The organism is Runella sp. SP2 (assembly GCF_003711225.1).
In the GTDB taxonomy this organism is placed as follows: Bacteria; Bacteroidota; Bacteroidia; order Cytophagales; family Spirosomataceae; genus Runella.
In genome coordinates, this window is the sequence record NZ_CP031030.1 from 6730291 (window position 1) to 6750263 (window position 19973).

Sequence of the window (19973 nt, forward strand, 5' to 3'; positions counted from 1 at the left end):
TTGAAAAATACCCTTCGTCATTAACTGCTTTCGGGAATGGCAAAAACAGGCAATCTTTGTATCAACAAAAAAGCAAAACACAAACAGAATTACAGCCACATACAAATAAATAAAACCATGAAATCGCTTATCACAACCATCGCATTAAGTCTTGTAGGTTTAACCACCGTAGCAGAAGCTCAACCTACTAGAAAATTCACTCAAGCCGAATCTCAGTTATTGGCTACTTTGCCAACTGAAGATGCAAATGCTGCTACTTTCGTATCAGTTTCAACAATGACACCACAAATGCTAATAGCTTCATTGCCAGTAACTGATGAAAATATCGAAACTCCTGCTCCGCGTATCAGTGGTGCAAAATTGTTGGCCTCTTTACCAACTGTTGACGAAAATCCAGGTTTACCAACGGTAAAAATGAACTTTACAAAATTGTTAGCAGCGTTGCCTATCGCAGATGAGTTTACGCAAACAACGGTGTTGATTGACAGTCCATTGAATGTTGATACAAAAAGCCAAGCAACGGCAGTTCGTTTGTCGGAAGAATAAACTAGGTCGCTACACGATTCCAAAAATCAAGATCATAAAAAAGCCCTCCTCTGAGCGATTCAGGGAGGGTTTTTTCTTTGGTGGAAACGTCGAATTAGGAAGGTTTTATACGTTGAACCATGGTTTTTCCTGAGACGACGTCAGTGCCTTTGAGCTCGATAAAAAGCACGTTGGGTGACCAAAAAGAGCCTCCATCAATGCGAATAAAGACGCGACTCAGAATACATTCTTTTTTGTTGATGTCGGTATAAACGTGGTACTTGTTGTAATTATCTTTTCGTAAATGAAGTGGTAATTTTGAGTAAGCCACCGACCGCAAATCGTAACTTCCGTTGCTGTTGGCCTTGACGTTGATGCCGTAGGCAAACTTACGTTGAATAAAATTGAGGTCTTTCCTCATTCCTCCTTCAGGATACCGAATCCAGAAAACGTGTACGGGATCTTCGGCTTCTAAGTTGCCATTTTTGTCCACATTTAGCTCATAGCAAATTGTGTTGGTATTGGGGTCGCGTTGGATATAAAATAGCAGTTCTGGAATCCCGCGGGGCACAGGAAAGGTGTCGGGGTCGGGCAGTGGGGTATTGACCGACGAACCTTCGGGTGAAACGGCAGAGAATAAAAAAGGGATGGCTGTAAATAAAAAGACAAAAAGACTTTTCTTCATAATAACAAGGCTATTGAAGCAGGGCTTCCGACCACGAAAAGACCTTTCGGTATCCGTTGTGAGCGCCAAACTTTAGTACGTTTTCTACTTTTTCAAAATCACTAGAAAAAGGCCCCGATGCTTCGATTTTGATGGTGGCCATGGCGGCACCAAACTCGCCTGCTTCTTGGACAGATGCTCCTTTGATGCGCTGGTATAAATACCCCGCCATGTAGGTGTCGCCGCAACCCGTAGCATCGGCTACTTGGGATGGGGTAAATGCAGGGATTTTGTGAAATACACCATCGGTATAGATAACCGAGCCGTGGCTTCCCAAAGTGATGATTACTTCTTTAACGCCCAAATCTGCCAAATATTCTGCCCCATCTTTCACACGGTGGTGGCCCGTCAATACCTCCATTTCAAATTCGTTGGCTTTTAAAACACCAATATAAGGAAGCAATGCTTTTTTGTCGGCCCAATCGCGATAACGTACTTTTTGATTATCAACGTAACGCAAAAAGCCCTGAATGTCCAACGAAACCATGCCGCGACGCGCCAATTCTTTCACCAACTCCGCCGAAATATCGTCGGAAAGAAGCGGGCCTAAATGGAAAATCCGCGCTTGGAGGTCGGGGAGAGCGGGAACGTCAAAGGGCGTAGCTTTTTGCAAAACGTTTTGCTCGCGGTGGTTTTGGTCAAAGCTGTAAATGTTTTCAAAATACACCGTGTGCTCGCTAGGTAAGGCAAATACTTCGGTGCCTGATTTACGCAATTCGGCGACTACTTTTAACTCTTCTGTCGCTACAGCTGTGATAAGAGCGTAGCTTATTTCGGCATTTTGCAATGCTTTTGAAAAGTAAAAAGAGGTGCCGCCAGGCATGTAGTTGGTTGATTGCGGGGTCACTACCTTATCAAGAGTAATGTGCCCGATGGTGCAAATGTCATACATGGTTGTTAAATATATTGGTGTCTGTGTTTTGTACATTGGGTTGCTCACAACCCGCTCAAGTGTCAAGGGTTGCTCACAACCCGCCGATAACCTCAAGAATCCGAGCAAAGTCATCAATTTCAACGTCAGCTTCCGAACTTACCTCGGTAGTTTCCCAGCCTTTTACGTTGAGCCAAATGGTTTGACAACCAACGGTTTTGGCAGGTACAATATCTTTGCTGTGTGAATCGCCAATGACGACACATTCGTGAGCAGCAAATCCCAGCTCTTTTACGCCCAAAGCATAAATGGCCGCATCGGGTTTACGAACCCCCACAACCGCCGATTCAACAATCGCTTGAAAATACCCCGCAATTCCGAAGTCTTGCAAAACGGTGGACAGATTTCCGTAAAAATTAGAAACCATCACCAAAGGATAGCGTTCGGCCAATTCAGCCAAAACGGGCGCTGCTTGCTGAACGGTACTTTTGGCAAACTGGTAACAGTCCTGGGCAATGGCTTCGCCAAGTGAGGCGGGTAGGTCAATGCCTTCGTTGCGCAAAAACAAAAACTGTTGTTCTACTTTCAGTTGTAACGTATCTAAAAAAGTGTGCCGAGGCTCAATAATTGGGTGAATGGCCAAGGCCCTTTCTCCGTAGGAATAGGCTTTCAGAAAAACTGCTTCTGGTACACCTGCTTGGTGTTTTTCGTAGCTGTCCCAAAGTACCCTTCCCCAATGGAGGCCGTTGGTATCAATAGTGCCTCCGTAATCAAATAGCAATCCTTTTATCATAAGTGACAGTCTGTTAACAGTTATTGGTTAACTGTTAATGGTGTTAAATATCAGTAAGTGAGCTCTTCTTCTTCTTCCTTGACAACAGGTTGCGCTTTTTTTGTTCTCATCATCAATAGTCCGATTCCAATCCAAACCACTTCACGGATGCGCGTTACCAACCCGATGAATACCCCCGCCGTGGCAGGCATACCCACGGCCGTCAGGGCCAGCGCCAAGCCACCTTCGCGGGTGCCGAGCTGCATGGGTAAAAAGAAAATAAGGTTGGCAAACAACGACGACCCAGAGCTGATAATCAGCGAATCGACGATGGACATATTGAGCCCAATGGCTTGGCCTGTAAAGTAAATTTCGGCACAACCCACCACGCGCGCTGCAAATTCGAGCCAAAGTGAAGCGTGAAAGCGAGGACGTCGTTCGGCGTAGAGAATCCGAATTTGGTCGTCGATTTCGTGCAACGTATCGGCTTTGTTGGCCAGCATGGCTTGTACTTTATTCCCGACCCAAGGCAGGCGCGTCAGCAAGCGAAACGTACTGACGGTAAAGCCGCGCTTGTAGGCTCGCATAAACCAAAATCCCAGTATCAGCCCCACCACCAGCATAATCAAACAACCCGTGAGCATCAAAGGAGCCAGCGGCACAAAAGCAAAAATGAGCAAGATAGACGCCAGCCAGAAAATCACGTGCGAAAACATGTGCATCAGGCTGTAGAGCAGCACCGACGAACTTGCTTTCTGGAGTCCCAGCGTGGGCTTTAATTCCATAATGCGGTAAGGCTCACCGCCCAACGCCACAAAAGGCGTGATGTAATTAATCACATAGCCCGTAATGGTGAGTCGCAAAACTGACCCAAATGACAGATTGCTTTGGGGCAAATTAGGTTCCTCAATAATGGCTTTGAACGCCAACGCATTCAGGATATAAATCACCAACCAACTGCCAATGACGGGCACAAACCACCAACCTGTTTTTTGGATATTTTCCCAAATAACCTCAATACCCAAGCCATGCACCATGTACACCAGCGTACCGATGCCAATGGCCATAAACAGGATTTTGTAGGTAACGGCGTTGATTTTCACGTTAGGCAGTTAGTTTTTGGTAAAAATGACGGCTTACTTTTTCCTGACTTACGCACATGTAAATCAAAATGGGGTTAAGCACAAAAATGTCGAAGAGAAAGTAAATCCACGCTTGGTCGATAAAGAGCCACAAAAACAAGAACAGTACGCGGGTGTTGAACTGAACGATGTTGGTATATTTCATCAACGGCTTGTTCATGGCCCGAAAATCGGTGATAAGCCATTCGGGTAAGCCGTTTTGGAAGCGTTCGCGCACTACGCCCAAAAGTTTTTGAAGATTAGGCGAGAAACTTTCTTGTAATTTGGTGTAATTGAGGTAATTACGGGCAACGAGTTTCGGGAAGAAATGATTACTCCACGAAAGGGCATCGTATTCTTTTTGCAAATCGCGGCTGTTGTCTAACTCACTCCCAGAAGTTCCTTTGATAAAAAACAAGTGAACATTTCGGTAGTAGTCAGCCATGGCTGATTGAACGATGTGAGATAATCCTGCAATTACGCCAGGCACCCAAATCAGGGCGCTCCAGCCTTCGTTTTGACTGCGCAAGCAGATAGCGACGTGAATGGCAATGAACCAAAAATCGCCCGCCAGTCCGTCTAAAATACGTCCCAAACGGCTTTTGTTGTTGGTCAAACGAGCCAACTGACCGTCGGCGCTGTCGAGGGAGTTGGCAAACACCAACGATAACATCCCGATGACGTTGATCCACAATTCTTGGTAATAAAAGAGAATCCCCGCCGCTACGCCAAAGAAAATACTGATGATGGTGACGGCGTTGGGCGTAATGCCGATTTTGGCACAAAAAAGTGCAATTTGGTAGCCAATGGGGCGGTAAAACCAAATGTCAATTCGCTCTTCGGTATCGCTGGACTTGAGCGAACTTTGAAATGCACTTGGCTGAGGCGTTTGGGTATCTTTTGTCAATGTCTCCATTCGTTATCGTTAGTATAGGTAATGGTTAAGTATCAACGAGTAACTGATAACAGTTAACTATTTACGGGCTGTAGTTCAAATTGTTCGGCAATGGCTTGAGCGATATAAACGGATGCTTCTTGGCGGCAAGGCGCAAAACTTGGCCAGTCGTTGACGTCGATGAGGTGAAAATTACCGTGTTTGTCGATGATGGCATCGCCTCCGTAGATGTGAATGTTGAGTACTTCTGCCGAGGCGTTGGCGGCTTGTTGTAAGGCTTTTTCGTCAAACGGATAATAAACTGATTGGCCGTTGATGTGTTCGTATTCGGCGTACTTGTGGTGATTGTTGGCGTACGGATAAAACCAGAAGAAAAAGTCGGTGTTGCGTACAGCATAAAACTTTACCAAATCGCCGCGAAGGTGTTCCGAAATAACAGCATCGGGAATTTCGCGCAGGGCGTATTCTTGCAGCATTTCTTTGGCTTCTTCGGCAGTGGCGGCAAACGATACGTCTTCTTTGTGGATGGCATGGAAGTCACCTCTTTTTATCCAAAAACCCTTGCCTGGAAGGTTTTCAAAAACCTCGTCACCGTCATAGTCGGTCGGAACAATGAAGCTTTTGGGGTATGGAATCCCGTTTTCCAACAAGCTCTTGGTCATATTGGTACGGAAGCAGTTTTCAATCCCAAAGCCCGAATTGACGATGATTTTTCCTTCGTTTTCTAACTGTTGTAATTTCTTTACCACCCGTTTTTGACGGGCCATGGTGAAAATGTACTGTTGAGGTATCTCAGTGGCTGCCAAGAAGGTATCTTCGTCCCAAAGCTGGACAGAGTAACCCATTTTTTCGAGCTCTTGGGTAACCAACAAAAAAATCGCACCGTCGTTGCCGACGTGATTTGGTGAAAATTTCTTGTTTCTAGTTACTCCGAGTAATGTTTTGGTTTTCATCGTAAGAATAGTTGATGTCAAATGAGACCTTCCAAGTTTTGAACTCGCTTGTAACCAAACTTGGAAGGTCTTGCTAAGTTTCGCTTAAAAACAATTCGGCGGTTGCGATGTCCCTTACGTGGTCGATATCGACGATTTTTTGGAAGGGAAACGCCTTTAATTGCAATCCTTCGGCGACTAAACGTCGCTGAAAGTTGCGCATTCGATTGGTGCCACTTTCGACCGCCCGCGTTACCTGTGCCAGGGCTTTGCTGCGTAAACAGTAAATTCCGCCTGACACATAGCGAATTGACGAGTCGTTGGTATCACAAAAATCAGTAATGCCAAGTTGTTCGTCGGTACGAACAAACAAGGGGCTTTCATCGTCCACAAACGACGTAACCGCCATCAGCCCGTCGAGCGTAGTTTCAGCTTCAAAAGCTTGTATATACGCCTCGAACTCTTCTTCCTTAAATACGGTGTCGGTGGTAGTTAAGCAAAAAGCGTTGGGTGCTTCGGTACTTTTTAGTAACTCGTAAAAGCTATGAAGCGAGCTAGGCGTTGTTTTTTTTACAATGTGAACAGATACGGGATACTTGGCCTGCAACAAATGCGCTTCGAGTACGGCTGAGTTTTCGTTGATAATAATATGAACGGATTCGGCACGGTTGCGGGCAAAGACCGCAATCAGGCGGTCAATCAGCATTTCGCCGTGCAACTGCACCATGGGTTTTGGAAGGGTAAATCCTTCCTTCGCCAATCGCGAACCTTCTCCCGCTGCTATGATTCCGTAATTCATGTTGGTGTTTGTTATCTGTGTATCTGTTAACCGTTATCTGTGTATCTGTTAACCGTTATTGAACGGATAACTAGTAACCAATAACAGATAACTAATTAAAAATCAAGTCTAAAGCGTGTTCTTACTCCCCACTGAACCGTGTTGGGGTTGTTGAGGTAACTAAAACGGCGTACCAAATCGACCCGAACTAATTTGAAAATATTGGCCACGCCAACGCTTCCTTCAATGTACGGTTGGCTGCCTAGGTTGTAGCTGATGCTACGTCCTTCCGAATCGACGGGGAAACGAAAAACAGAGGCCCCTTTATTAGGATTATTTTCATCGCGAAGGCCACCTACCAAGGCTTTTACGCTCACCACTTCGCGCAATTTGAGGCGCTTTAACAATGGTATCTTGTTGAATAAGAAACCGTTGAAGTAATATTGTACGTCGATGCTCGCGTAGCGGTCACTGACAAACTCAAGGAAATTCATCAAGTTGTAAGAGTTCAATTGGTACGCGTAGGTCTGGTTGGCGCGGTGAATCATCAACAGTGGAAATGGAATGTTTTTGCCAAAAATGTAACCACCCTCGACCGTAACGTCGGCAAAACCGTATTGTGACAGATAAACGCGCTTGGCTACATTTCCCGTAACCGTATGGTAATCAGTTTCTCCCGATAATAGTCCTTTTATCCCAGCGTTGTAGCGCAACGTGAAAATGGGGTAACGGTTGATAAGTGGAGTACGGTAGAGTTTTCCTTGATAAAATTGCTCATTGGGCGCGTAGCGCAACTCTAAGCTCAATTCAGTATTATTGAGTTGGGCTACATTTTGAGCAGCACCGTCGGTGGTTCGTTCGTATTTGAGAATGCCTGCGGGCGTCTGTGCCCACTGCGTAAACCCTAGTCGATACGAAAAGTGGTTGGTAAATTCGCGGATGTATTCCAACTTCAACACATCGTTGTACAGCCAACGGTTATTGTCGCCGCGTTTGAACGACAGCAGGAAGTTGTCTTCTTGGACAAACTGCAATTCTTGCCCAGGAATTTTGGTGTCGCGCTGATAACTCGCCCGAATGTAGTGCAGCGGAAAATGATAGACCGATTTATTGTTCAGCGAAAAGGTACTGCTCGCAAAATATTTCCATTTCTGGTCTTTGAAACCGTATGCCCCATACCCTTCAAAATAGAGTCGATTGCTGAGTTCGGTGGTGGTGCGCCCGCCAAATCGGAGTCGAAAACCTTCCACGGGGTTGAAACTATAAAACGTGTTGGCAGGCCCAATTTCTACTTTTCCAAAAGATTTGTATCCCGCAAAAAACAAGGTAGTGATGTCCATGATTCGACGGAATGACGGAATCGTTTGCAGGGTATCTACGTTGCGGTAGATGTTGCTCTCCATGCGGTCGAGGGGCAGGTGGCGCAAGTTTTGCCAATAGGCTTCATTATTGGTATTTAGTTTGGCAAACGTCGGTGCATTTTCTTGGGCAGGGCCTTTGTAAAGACTATCAGGGCGGGGTTGGTTGGTCAAGAAATTTTTGAAATTTACGATGCGCTGACCATACAATCCTGCGGCTTTTTCACCCAACGAAAACTCCATCCCCAACGACGTTTTGCTGGGGCGATATCGTCCATCTTCCTCTTTTACAAATTCAATCTTGGCCTCAAGGTCACGCATGAAGTTGAGGTTAATGTCTTTGTTTACAGTCAAATACGCATTTTGAACGCTGTAGTTTCCATCGAGGGTGATAAACAGTTTACCCTCAAAAAGCATGTCGGCTTTATTGCGAGGCACAAACCCAAGCTCAATCAACCAAGGCGTTTGGGTTTTGACGGTATCACGAATGAAAAACTTATAAAACGTAGGTGCGGTGTTGGCAATGGGGCTCAAAAGCAGGTTGGTCGCAATCGAGATGTCATTTTTATAAATATCAATGTCTTCGTACAAGCGTCGAAAATAAGCATTTAGGCCGTCGTTGTCGATAAATTTTTGGTCAAATTCTGCCTTGCGGTCGGCCTGTACCCATTGTTTTTTGGTATAGGGGTTTTTACGAAAATATACTTGCGATAGTTTCTCCTGCATGTAAGCAGGTAGCATATTTTTACCGCCCATCCCTGTCGAATCTTGGGTTACAAACAAAAATTGATAATTACGAAAGATACGCTTGTCCTTAAATTCATCCGACAGATTGCTCAGGGCGAGCGATATTTTTTCGTACTGCTCGTACTCCACGTAGTCGTTTTGGGTCATGCGATTTTGCTCTTTGTGGTCAATCACCTGACGAATGAGCTGAACCGCAGGGTTATCCTTGTTGCGGTAGCGTGTGGTTTTTCCCTTAATGACAACCTCCTTGAGCAAAAGCGCATCCACCGCCATTTTGACGTTGATGGTTTGCGTACTGCCTGGCGTAATCGCTTTTTCGATGTTTTGGTAACCGATGTACGTAAACTTAATTTTAGGCTGTTTATTGGGTACGTTGAGTGTGTATTTTCCATCCGCATCGGAGGTAGTTCCGATGGTTGTGCCTACTACCTGTACGTTGACAAAAGGTAGCGTTTCGCCCGTTTTAGCGTCCGAAATGACTCCTTTTACAACCGTTGTGCTTTGGCCGTAGAGAAGGGTAATCGGCAAGAGCAGGACTAATACGATGAGTGTGGTTATCCTTTTCATTTTCTTAATTCAAGAAGACTTTGTTGTTCACGTCTGTTGCTGTAATGGTTATTGTAATCAATTGGCTGTCAAAGCCATTGGTTTTCTCGGTACCAGGTTAGGGTTTCAATAACCCCTTTTCTTAAGTCGTATTTTGGTTGGTAGCCGAGTTGCGATTGGGCGGCGTCGATGCTACAAAACCAGTTTTGGGCCGTCAGTTCTTTGAGTTTTTCGCGGTTAACGACGGGCGTATTTTTTGAAAATGTATAGCCTACTTCTAAAGCCGTTGCGACGATTTTCATCAATCCCAAGGGGATATGAATCCGAACGGGCTTTTTGCCACTCCATGCGTTGAAAATCTCAGCGAGTTCATAACGGTCATAAGCTCCTCCGTCCGATACGTTGAAGGCATGGTTAGCGGTGCTTTGGTGGAGCAGGGCTTTTACCGTTGCATCTGCTAAGTCTTTTACGTAAACAAAGCTGAAACGTTGCGAACCACGACCAATGTACGCGTCAATGCCGCTATTAAGGGTTTTGAAAAGGATGAATAAATCTTTCTCACGGGGTCCATAAACGGCCGTCGGGCGGATGATGGAGGTTCGCAATCCTTTTATTTCAGCTAAATATTGTTCGGCCAGCCACTTGCTTTTCCCGTAATCGGTGACAGGCACTGGTGACGTATTTTCGGTAATCGGTTGTTTTTCAGCGTACGATAATGGCCCAAGGGCGGCCAAACTGCTCACAAATACAAATCGCTTCAGCGGCTGATTGGTTTGGCAGGCGGCTTCGGCCAACCGACGGGTATATTCGGCATTGATAAGGTTGTACGTGGCACTGTCTTTGGCGCGCGTTGCACCCGCTGAGTGGATAATGTACTGGTATTGACCCTTTTCCAAAAACGACCGAAGCGCGTCGGTAGAACGATAATCGGGATACACAAAAACGGGAGCCAATGGCGCAAGGTGCGATACATCACTCGACGGGCGCACTGCGGCATGGACTTCCAATCCCGCTTTTTGGGCTGCCTCAATCAAGTGGTACCCAATAAACCCGCTTGCCCCTGTTATCAAAACCCGACCGCTCATAATTCTTTCTCGTACAACCGATACCGCTTGTATAATTTTGCGTTGATTTGTTCGATGGCGTGGTTCATGAGGTAATTGTCTTCAAGCATCCACGAACATTCGCCACCCGTGATTTTTGTCCCGTACGTGTTTTTAATGATAGAACCGTACAAACAGGCCTCGATGCCCATTTTGCGATAGTTTTCAAGGACGCCAAGCGCCAATACGCGCAAACGAGTAATGTTTTTGCGTTGGGTCAGTAACTTGAAAATACCCGTTGGAAACAACCGACCTCGTTTGATTTTAATCAAGATTTGGTTGAGGTCAGGAACTCCGAGGGCAAAAGCGATGAACTCACCGTCTTTTTCAGCTACTAGGCAAAACCTAGGGTCGAGTAATAACTTCAAATCGTTGGCCAAAAAGTCAAACTCTTTGTCGGTCATGGGGACAAACCCCAAATTTTTATCCCAAGCCTTGTTATATACTTCACGAATCTTGACGGCCTCTTTTTTAAAGTCTTTGAGGTTTACCTGACGAATCGTGATTCCTTTGTTTTTCAAACGGCTTTGCAACACCTCCAACAGTTTGATAGAGCGGTCGTTAGACTCGCTCACTTCCAACTCGTAGGCCAGCAAATCGGTCATTTTTCGCAACCCTATGCTCGACAACAACGTGTCGTAGTAGGGCGCGTTGTAGGTCATCATCACGATGGGTGGGCGTTCAAAACCCTCAACTAACACCCCAGAGGGGTCATTGGTAGAAAAGTTAACGGGACCAATGAGGCGGGTTAAACCTTTCTCTTTCAGGTGATTTGCTGCGGTATCAATCAGTGCTTTGGCGACTTCTTGGTCGTTGATGCAATCAAAAAAACCAAAAAATCCGTCTTGTTTCCCCGTAAATGCGATGTGATTGCCATTGACAATTGCCGCAATTCGACCCACAATATGGTTGTCTTTATAGGCTAAGAACAACTTTACCTGCCCGTGTTCGTGGAATGGATGCTTCTTGGGAGAAAGCATATCACGTTGGGCAATAAAGAGTTCGGGTACGTAATTGGGGTCGTTTTTATACAAATCGTGTGGAAAATCAATGAATTTCCCTACTTCTTTGTTAGACTCTACGGGGGCTATACGAATCATATATGTTGCTTTAGCGCTTCAGGACAAACTTTTTGGGCAACTCGTGCCAATTTATCCACGGCTTCTTCGATTTGGGTGAAGGTATGCGTGGCCATCAGCGAAAAGCGAATGAGGGTGTCTTCGGGGCGTACTGCTGGTGATACAACGGGGTTGACAAATACTCCTTCGTCTTGTAACAGCTTCGTAATAAGGAATGTACGTTCGTTGTTACGGATGTAAATTGGAAGGATTGGGCTTTCCGTTGGGCCTAAATCAAAACCGCTGAGGAGCAATAATTCTTTGGCATAGCGGGTATTGGCCCACAAACGCTCGATGTGAAACGGCTCGGACTCAATAATGTCGAGTGCCGCAATCGTACTCGCCGCCGTAGCGGGGGTCATGCTGGCGCTGAATATGAGCGAACGTGCACGGTGTTTGAGGTATTCGATGGTCTCGTTGTCGCTGGCAATAAACCCTCCCAACGATGCCAATGACTTGCTAAAAGTACCCATAAACAAGTCGGTGTTGTCGGTTTGGCCAAAATGCGAGGCAGTTCCCGCTCCGCGTTCGCCAATAACGCCTAAGCTATGGGCATCGTCCACTAGAACAGACGCATCAAACTCCGCGGCTACCTTATTGAGTGCAGGCAAATCTACAATGTCGCCTTCCATGCTGAAAATTCCGTCGGTCGCAATGAGTTTCACTGCTTCGTCGGGCAGGAGGCTAAGTTTTTTGCGAAGGTCTTCCATGTCATTGTGGGCGTACTTAATGACCTTGGAAAACGATAGCCGACTTCCGTCAATGATGGAGGCATGGTTCATTTCGTCCAACAAAATGTAATCATGGCGACCTGTCAGACTAGAAAGTGCCCCCAAGTTGGCTTGATAACCCGTGCTGAACAAGATAGCGGCCTCTTTTCCTACATAGGCGGCTAGTCGGCGTTCTAGTTCGATGTGAATGTCGAGCGTACCGTTCAAAAACCGTGAACCTGCACAACCTGTCCCGTACTTTTCAGCGGCTTTTTGAGAAGCCTCAATGATGTAAGGGTGGTTGGTTAGTCCTAAGTAAGAATTAGAACCAAACATTAAAACGGGTTTGCCGTTGATGAGAACTTCAGTATCTTGCCCCGACTCGATAGGTCTGAAATAGGGGTAGATTCCTTTCTCTTTAGCAATCGCAGCGTCCTTAAACTCCGCGAGCTTGTTGCGTAATTTGTTTCCCATACTGTCAATAGCGTGTCAGACTTTGATGATACAACCGAACCGATGATCCATCGGCACTTTGATTTTTAGTGTAATGATGGTTAGGTAATGTCCTATCCTTAGAAATACAAACAACTCTTTTTTCAGAATTGTTTGTATAGTAACAGAAAAACTAAGAAGCCGTTTCCGGAACAAACAGGTACTCAGTAATCATGCTGATAATAAGGTCTTTATGGCACTCGGCGAAGCAGTTGAATTCTTCTTCGCTGGTGTTGTGAAGCTTCATGTGCATGTTTTTGCCCACAAAAACGAATTGAAGGCTTCCCATAATGAGCGGTACTAAGTGGTCGGCGCTAATGTCGCGCATCCGACCATTTTTTACTTCTTCCTTGATTTGACTGGTCAATGTGCCGTGTATTAACTCCTTAAACTTCGATAACTCGGGGAGAAGTTGTTCGGGGTCGCGCTGAATTTCTTTCATCAGAAACAGCACCAAGTTGGGTTCTGCCTTCATGACTCTGAAATCCTCTTCAATTAATTCGATTAATTTCTCGCGAATACCGACGGGTTTTTCAAAAATCCTCAGGGTGTTTTGGCAATAGTAGTTGAACAAATCCCTGAAAATCTCAATAAACAATTTCTCCTTGCTTCGAAAATAATAATTCGTCAAAGCAATGTTCATGTTGGCCGCTTCAGCTATATCTCTTGCCGTTGTTCCTGCGTACCCCTTTTTCAAAAAAATAGCCCTTGCCGCTTCTTTGATTCTCTCTTCACTAGACTGAGTAATACATGTCACGATAACCTCCATTTTCAAATTTCCGCAACAAAAGTGAAAACAAATTTTTGATTGAACAACTATTTTAAATACTATTTTTAAACAAATGTTTAAACCATTTGATTAGTACAAGAAAAACTTTTTTTTGACCAATTTTACGAGGCCAAAATAGGTAATATTGAATAGCTACTGATTACCTCAATTGAAGGAGTGCCTGAATTCGAGCGGGCTTTGGTTGGTCTTGGCTTTGAATAGTTTATTGAAAGATTGAGAATGCTCAAATCCCAATTCGTAGGCAATTTCGCTCACAGTCAGCTCGGTAGTGGACAGTTTTTCTTTGGCCTTTTCAATCAGTTTTTCGTGGATAAGCTGCTGAGTAGTGAGTCCGATAAGCTGTTTTAACATACTACTCAGGTATTTGGTCGAGAGGTTAAGCGAATCGGCAACTTGCTGAACTGTCGGTAGCCCTTTTAAGACCAAATCTTCACTGTTGAAATAGGTACTCAATATCTCTTCTAAGCGGGTGAGAATCTGATTGTTGGTGATTTTTCGGGTAATAAACTGCCGTTCGTAAAACCGTTGGGCGTAGGTAAATAGCACGTCCAGCTGGGCAATGATTACGTCTTGGCTGAATTTGTCAATGTTGGCGTGGTATTCTTCACGGATGTTATTGACAATACCGTTGATGGTCGTTTCCTCTTTGTCGGACAAAAATAAAGCTTCGTTGGTCGAGTACCCAAAGAACTCGTACTGTTTAATTTTTTTGGCAAGTGGGGTGTTCCACAAAAAATCAGGGTGAACAAAGAGCATCCAACCTTCTAAGTTTTGAGGGACGACGTTGGCCTCTCCGCGCAAAATTTGACCTGGCGCAATGAAAGCCAACAAGCCTTCGTCGAAGTCGTATTTTTGCTGTCCATAAAATAATTTGTCGCAGCCTCTTTTGAGCGAAACCACATAAAAATCGGAAAGCACAGCCTGAATGTTGGGGGCAGATTTCAGTATTTTGAGGTCAATCATGCCAATAAGCGGGTGCTGAGGCTTCGGCAGGTTCATCAACCGATGAATTTCGGCGATGGACTTGATTCGGTATGGTTTTTCTTGGGGCATAATGTTAAAATTTAAAAGGGTATTTTAACCAAATCAATAATAGCGGCAAAGCTAGAAATGGAATTTCGATGAAGGCCATTTTGACGTTTCCTGCCCGCAACGAAAACGCCATAATCAAGAGAATAACAATCGCATTGAGCAAGTTACCCACAAAAAAAGTTTGAGGAAAGAGGAGCATCAAGCCGATAATAATGGAGAGTGCGCCCACAAAAGGCATGAAGGATTTGGCAATACCCAAGTCGGCCATCATTTTGGCTTGCTCGGCAGTGGCGGGTTGGAAGGCATCCCAGCCGTGTTTGAGGCTCAAAAACGATGAAATGAGCAGGAGTGCGATGGTGACGAATTTCATTGTTGCTTTTGTTTTTTTTAGTTACCCCAATTTTTGGAGCTATTTGATAGTGCAAAGTTCTGCAACAATTAGACAAAGGATGTAGCCAAAAGTCGCAATGTTGTAGCTAAAAATACAAAGAGAAACACAACAATTGGAAAACAGACTAGGGGCTACAACAAAAAGTGGTGCCGAATTGCTTCAGTACCACTTGAGGAGGGCAGAATAAAAATAATCAGAGTGTTACGGCGTAGCTCAGCGTAATTACTTGGATATAAACAGGCTTAAAAGGTTTCTCTTCCAATGCTCCTCGTAGCGTAGCGCGGTGGGTCAGGTAGATGTTTTTGATGAGTTTGATTTTGGTGATAAAAAGGCCATCAAGGGCGCCATTGTCCAATAATTTTTCAGCATAACTCGACTTGATGGCTAAGCGGTATTGCATTTGAAGCCACTTCTTAAATTTGCGATCGTACCAAATGTTCAATTCTGCTCCTTGTTTTTCGATGATTTGTTTGACGTAATCACTCCCGTTGGGTTGATAGCCTTCGGTATATAGCCCAGTGTTTGCAATGGCCTGACTTATAAGTCCATAAATTCGGAAGGTGTAGGGCGAAAGCGAGACTCGAAAAGCTTTGGTAGGTTGCCACTTGATTCCAGGTGAAAGTATCAGTTCGTAGGGGTTCAGAAAACTTTGGACTCTACTACCACCTGTGGTATCTCGAAACATGCCGTCTTCGTAGGTGCTGAACACGCCCGTTTTGGTTTTAGCGATGATATTGATGTTCCATTCACGGTCGGTGGATAACCCTGTGGATAAGTCGTGTAAACTGAGTAGTTCGTCGGCCGTTTTTTGGGTAATGCTTTTTAGACCCGCTTTGTAAAGGGAAAACTGCCAGTGAAATTCGTTGGTCGAAATGATACGGTTTTTGGTATAATTGATATTGAGGTCGATGCCGTTGGTGGTCGAAAAACCTAACCTGCCTGTGTTTGGGACGCCATTAACCTGCATGGTATGCGAGAGATTGAGGCCCAAATTGATGGCAATTTCCCAGGCTTTGGCCGTAGTGTCTTCCTCAATTGCAGTGGAATCGGCCTGGGCTAGTACATTTTTCCCAAAAAAAATAACCCAAACCAATAATAGTTTTGAAAAAGTAGCCATAAAAGTAAAGATGGATGATAGCGTATTTAGGTAAAAGCTCAGTTCTTTTTCCCGTAAAACACCACTGTTTTTGAGGGTGTTGGGTCGGGAGCAATAACCCCTAGTTCACCATTGATAAAGGTGACGAGCTTGGTAGAGCCTTGGTATCCTTCTATTTCGCCAGTGGTTGTTTTTTTAAGAATGAGGCCATCGTAGGTTTGAAATGAATCTGCGGCTTTGCCAGCTTTATCGGTAAGGGTAAAGGTGACTTTAAAATTGGCTGATTCGTCACCGACTTTTGTTACTGATATTTTACTGGTGGCTACTACCCCTGCGGCGTTGGTAGCAGGTAGGCTGATGCGCGTAGTTCCTACAGTGTAGTAAGTACCTGTGTATTCGCCTGCCACTTGGTCGGCAAGCGAGGGCTCAACTTCTTTTTGGCAGGAAAAAAATAGGAGTGTGAAAGCTACAAAGAAAAGAGCGTTACGAATGCTGCTAGAAGATTTCATAATGGGTAGGGGAAAAAAGGAAGAAGCAGTTAAATAACCACTTCTTCCGAGTGGGGTTTAAAACTCAATCGTTAACATTTTGCCATTTTCGGTGACCTCATACGTGCCTTTACGAATAAGATAAGAGCTAATTAGTGTATTCTCTAACTCTATTTTGTAAGGCTCTTCGACCACAAATTGATTATTGGCAAAGTGTTTTGAGATAGTCTCACTGGACATCGAGCTTTTGAGGAGATTCACAACGAGTTTTCCATTAGACATACTGGCAGTTCCTATACCTGTGTTGGGCTCTACCGCACTAATGTCAATATCAATCGGGCCTTCCGACTGAAAGCTGCAAACACCTGTTCGGGTACATCCCGAGCTTTTTTTGCCAAACTTGAGTTTTACTTTGATGATGGCGTGAGGACTCGACGACAATTTTGTCGAAGAAGAACCCACAGAAAGAATGTTGTTGTCGTTTGAGAAGATTGTGCTAGATACAATCACGGCGAGTGCAATTAGAAGTTTCATTTTTGTGAGCGTTGATAGTGAAAGAAAAGAACTTTTTGCTCTACAAAACTACACTTGCCCCCCTCCCAAAATCAATCGGTTAAAAGGCGGGTTTTTGAAAAATCCGCCTTTTGGAGGATTTTATTAAATGGTTTTGTTCCAGAACTTTACCGTCGTAAATTAGAAGGGAAAACCCTGTCCTTTACCTCAATGAAACCATTACTCACGCTTGTATTTTTGATGGTAGTACCGTGTTTGGTATGGAGCCAACAAGAACTCATTGATAGCTATCGACAAGAGCTAAAAAAAGAGAAGATTGATACCTCACGCATTCACATTATTGGAGATTTGTCGCGGATGCTCATCATGGACTCCGATACTGCTGAGGCACTTGCTTTGCTGAAAGAAGGCTTGGCATTGTGTAAAAAACACAACTACGAATACGGCTATGGCCTTCTTTACAACTCTTACGGTGTTTATTATTTAGAAACGTCCCGTTACGATGAAGCTGAGGCGTATTTTCAAAAAAGCTGCGAGCATTACCAAAGAAGTAAAAAAGATACGGCGCCGTTGGGTGTAGCTACTGCCTTGGGAAACTTGAGCCTCATTGCTGAGACCAAACGAGACATCGAAAAAGCTGTTCTACTACAGCTACAAGCGCTGGACGTGTGGCAGGCGTCTGCCTTTCCTGAGCGGTTTGTGGCGGTGGGAAATATGTATCTCAATATTAGTAATTTATATACCAAAGTAGGCCAGCACGATAAAGCCATTATTTATACCAAAAAAGCAGTAAAAACGCGCCTTAATGCGGATCTGAAGGATGCTGATTTGGCGACATCGTACATCTATTTGTTGAATAGCTTCATCAAAAACAATCAATTGGATAGTGCCCAAAAATACTTGCTTACCACTCAAACTTTGGTCAACGACCTTAAAAACCCCGTCGTTTATATGCGCTATTACGCCGTGCTGGGAGAAATTGGGATGGCTGAAAAGAACTATGAAAATGCCCTCGGGCAATACCAATTGGCGTTGCAGTATGCTCAACAAACCCAAAAAATGACTTTTCAGATAAGCAGCTCAATGGGCATTGCACGCTGTTATCAAGAATTGAAACGGCCTGCCGAAGCGATTCCATTTTTGACGCAAGCGCTTCAATTAGCCGAAAAAGGGAACCGCCTAGAAGCCAAAACAAGGGCGTTGAAAGGCTTGGCGGAGGCATATCATCAACTCAACAACGACCAACAGGCTTTTGCTTATTTTACCCAGTACAATGCCCTGAAAGACAGCATTCAAGCCGAAGAAACCAAGCTAAAGCTCAACGAGATAGATACCAAATACCAGACAGTGCAGAAGGAGAATCAGATTCTTCAGTTAGAAAAAGACAAAAGCCGCCAAAATACGCTCATTTATGGGTTGGTGGTGGGACTAATTCTCATAGCAAGCATTGGAATATTGATGTATCGTAACGCGGCTAACCAACGAAAAATAGCCCAACAGCAAACCCTTCTGAAAGAAAAAGAAATTCAACAATTACAGCAAGAACGACAACTCGTCGCCACCAATTCTATTTTAAAAGGCCAAGAAGAAGAGCGAACGCGCGTAGCCCGCGATTTGCACGACGGCTTGGGCGGAATTTTAACAAGCGTAAAACTAACCTTAGGGAAAGTGAGAGGAAACTTTATTTTGCCCGAAGCAAGTACGGTCGTATTTGCTCGGGCGTTGGAACAACTAGATCTCGCCATTAATGAAATGCGCCGCGTCGCTCACAGTATGATGCCCGAAGCGCTCGTACGCTATGGCCTGCCTGACTCGCTGAAAGATTTTTGCGAAGATCTCAACGAAACGGGGCAAATCAAGATCCATCTGCAAGTACTTGGGATGGAAAATCGACTTGATTCGTCGGTCGAAGTGGTGCTCTACCGCATCGTGCAAGAATTGCTGAACAATATCCTCAAACATGCCCAAGCCACTGATGCCTATGTGCAGTTGGTTCGGCGAGAAGAAATAATTCATCTGACGGTAGAGGACAATGGTAAAGGTTTTGATGTAAAACAAGCTGAAAACCAGAAAGGCGCAGGAATGCGAAACATCGAAAATCGGGTGGCCTATTTAGGCGGTACGCTGGATATTCAAAGCACAGTAGGAGAGGGTACTTCGGTAGAAATTGAAATAAAATTGTAGCCCAAAACACGATTCGAGATGATAAACGTATTTATAGTAGATGACCACCCGCTAATTACCGAAGGCTTGAAATCGCTCCTCAACGACTGTGAGGATATTTGTGTGGTGGGCACAGCCTCCAACGCCATTGATGCGCTCGAAGCGTTGAAAAAACAGCCCGTTGATGTCGCTTTTTTAGATATTAACCTCCCCGAAATCAGCGGAGTAGAGTTGTGTAAAAAGATTCGGGATAAGCTACCTCACATCAAATGCGTTGCGCTCACAACCTCCAACGAACGGAGTCACGTAAGTCGAATGATGCAAAATGGAGCCATGGGCTATTTGATTAAAAGTTCACCCAAAGAAGAACTGGTCAAAGCCATTCGGCAAGTGCATTTGGGAGGGTATTACATGAATGTGAATGTGCAAGAGGTAACTCCTAAATCGGTACAAGTGCCGTTTTTAACCCGTCGAGAAAAAGAAGTGTTGGGACTGATTTCGGAAGGAATGACCAACAACGAGATTGCAGAAAAGCTTTTTGTGAGTCCAGCTACTGTGAAGACCCATCGCGAAAACTTACTGTTGAAATTTGAGGCTGCCAACACGGCCGCACTCATTAAATTTGCGGCGCAGCAAGGGTTACTTTCAGGCTAATGCCTTCGGAGTCCTTGTTTTATTTGTCACTTCATTCGGGTTTTGAGAAACCCTTGGCATGAGGATTCGGGTTGTGAGCAACCCTCAGCACGAAACTGTTTTGGGTTTTCTGTTTAACCCCTTCGCTCCTTGCCCTTTGCTCTTCGCCCTTTGC

Annotated in this window: 20 protein-coding genes; 3 read left to right on the forward strand and 17 right to left on the reverse strand. The window is 44.8% G+C overall.

Annotated elements, in window-relative coordinates; translation table 11 throughout:
* Window positions 1-36 precede the first annotated feature (36 nt).
* Complete coding sequence (locus tag DTQ70_RS27020) at window positions 37-546, forward strand: hypothetical protein (RefSeq protein ID WP_122933686.1); 510 nt, start codon at window positions 37-39, stop codon at window positions 544-546.
* 94 nt (window positions 547-640) lie between these two features.
* Here the strand turns inward: DTQ70_RS27020 and DTQ70_RS27025 are convergent, their stop codons facing one another.
* The 17 genes from DTQ70_RS27025 to DTQ70_RS27105 form a co-directional block, all read right to left on the reverse strand.
* On the reverse strand, window positions 641-1210 hold the full coding sequence (locus DTQ70_RS27025; RefSeq protein WP_122933687.1) for a DUF4833 domain-containing protein: 570 nt from the start codon (window positions 1208-1210) through the stop codon (window positions 641-643).
* Window positions 1211-1220: 10 nt separating this feature from the next.
* Window positions 1221-2141 carry a PfkB family carbohydrate kinase gene (locus DTQ70_RS27030; protein WP_122933688.1) on the reverse strand — a complete coding sequence of 307 codons (921 nt, stop codon included), beginning with the start codon at window positions 2139-2141 and terminating at the stop codon, window positions 1221-1223.
* A 73-nt stretch (window positions 2142-2214) separates the two neighbouring features.
* Complete coding sequence (locus DTQ70_RS27035) at window positions 2215-2913, reverse strand: HAD family hydrolase (protein ID WP_122933689.1); 699 nt, start codon at window positions 2911-2913, stop codon at window positions 2215-2217.
* Window positions 2914-2963: 50 nt separating this feature from the next.
* Window positions 2964-3995: a lysylphosphatidylglycerol synthase transmembrane domain-containing protein gene (locus DTQ70_RS27040; protein ID WP_229600020.1), complete on the reverse strand. Its 1032-nt coding sequence runs from the start codon at window positions 3993-3995 to the stop codon at window positions 2964-2966.
* A 1-nt stretch (window position 3996) separates the two neighbouring features.
* On the reverse strand, window positions 3997-4929 hold the full coding sequence (locus DTQ70_RS27045; RefSeq protein WP_122933690.1) for a CDP-alcohol phosphatidyltransferase family protein: 933 nt from the start codon (window positions 4927-4929) through the stop codon (window positions 3997-3999).
* 53 nt (window positions 4930-4982) lie between these two features.
* Window positions 4983-5861, reverse strand: a complete 879-nt coding sequence (locus DTQ70_RS27050) for a hypothetical protein (protein ID WP_122933691.1) — start codon at window positions 5859-5861, stop codon at window positions 4983-4985.
* 73 nt (window positions 5862-5934) lie between these two features.
* Window positions 5935-6639 (reverse strand): sugar phosphate nucleotidyltransferase, encoded by a 705-nt coding sequence (locus tag DTQ70_RS27055; RefSeq protein ID WP_122933692.1) that lies wholly within the window; start codon window positions 6637-6639, stop codon window positions 5935-5937.
* Between the two features lie 95 nt (window positions 6640-6734).
* The gene (locus DTQ70_RS27060; RefSeq protein ID WP_122933693.1) at window positions 6735-9290 is read right to left on the reverse strand and encodes a DUF5686 and carboxypeptidase-like regulatory domain-containing protein; all 2556 of its coding nucleotides are present in this window, start codon (window positions 9288-9290) and stop codon (window positions 6735-6737) included.
* 68 nt (window positions 9291-9358) lie between these two features.
* Window positions 9359-10354 (reverse strand): NAD(P)-dependent oxidoreductase, encoded by a 996-nt coding sequence (locus DTQ70_RS27065; protein WP_122933694.1) that lies wholly within the window; start codon window positions 10352-10354, stop codon window positions 9359-9361.
* Window positions 10351-11472 carry a hypothetical protein gene (locus DTQ70_RS27070; RefSeq protein WP_122933695.1) on the reverse strand — a complete coding sequence of 374 codons (1122 nt, stop codon included), beginning with the start codon at window positions 11470-11472 and terminating at the stop codon, window positions 10351-10353. Before DTQ70_RS27070 ends, DTQ70_RS27065 begins: the two co-directional genes overlap by 4 nt.
* Window positions 11469-12674 carry a serine palmitoyltransferase gene (gene spt, locus DTQ70_RS27075; RefSeq protein WP_122933696.1) on the reverse strand — a complete coding sequence of 402 codons (1206 nt, stop codon included), beginning with the start codon at window positions 12672-12674 and terminating at the stop codon, window positions 11469-11471. The genes DTQ70_RS27070 and spt overlap by 4 nt, the downstream gene beginning before the upstream one ends.
* A gap of 151 nt (window positions 12675-12825) precedes the next feature.
* The gene (locus DTQ70_RS27080; RefSeq protein WP_229600021.1) at window positions 12826-13449 is read right to left on the reverse strand and encodes a TetR/AcrR family transcriptional regulator; all 624 of its coding nucleotides are present in this window, start codon (window positions 13447-13449) and stop codon (window positions 12826-12828) included.
* A 177-nt stretch (window positions 13450-13626) separates the two neighbouring features.
* The gene (locus tag DTQ70_RS27085) at window positions 13627-14535 is read right to left on the reverse strand and encodes an AraC family transcriptional regulator (RefSeq protein WP_122933698.1); all 909 of its coding nucleotides are present in this window, start codon (window positions 14533-14535) and stop codon (window positions 13627-13629) included.
* 4 nt (window positions 14536-14539) lie between these two features.
* Window positions 14540-14884, reverse strand: coding sequence for a hypothetical protein (locus tag DTQ70_RS27090; protein ID WP_122933699.1), 345 nt, complete (start codon window positions 14882-14884; stop codon window positions 14540-14542).
* Between the two features lie 214 nt (window positions 14885-15098).
* A complete protein-coding gene (locus DTQ70_RS27095; RefSeq protein ID WP_122933700.1) occupies window positions 15099-16022 on the reverse strand; it encodes a hypothetical protein in 924 nt (307 codons plus the stop codon).
* Window positions 16023-16060: 38 nt separating this feature from the next.
* Window positions 16061-16510 (reverse strand): hypothetical protein, encoded by a 450-nt coding sequence (locus tag DTQ70_RS27100; RefSeq protein WP_122933701.1) that lies wholly within the window; start codon window positions 16508-16510, stop codon window positions 16061-16063.
* 57 nt (window positions 16511-16567) lie between these two features.
* Window positions 16568-17023 (reverse strand): hypothetical protein, encoded by a 456-nt coding sequence (locus tag DTQ70_RS27105; RefSeq protein ID WP_164490235.1) that lies wholly within the window; start codon window positions 17021-17023, stop codon window positions 16568-16570.
* A 189-nt stretch (window positions 17024-17212) separates the two neighbouring features.
* Between DTQ70_RS27105 and DTQ70_RS27115 the strand changes: the two genes are divergently transcribed.
* The gene (locus DTQ70_RS27115; RefSeq protein WP_122933704.1) at window positions 17213-19186 is read left to right on the forward strand and encodes a tetratricopeptide repeat protein; all 1974 of its coding nucleotides are present in this window, start codon (window positions 17213-17215) and stop codon (window positions 19184-19186) included.
* An 18-nt stretch (window positions 19187-19204) separates the two neighbouring features.
* On the forward strand, window positions 19205-19819 hold the full coding sequence (locus DTQ70_RS27120; RefSeq protein ID WP_122933705.1) for a response regulator transcription factor: 615 nt from the start codon (window positions 19205-19207) through the stop codon (window positions 19817-19819).
* Window positions 19820-19973: the final 154 nt, after the last annotated feature.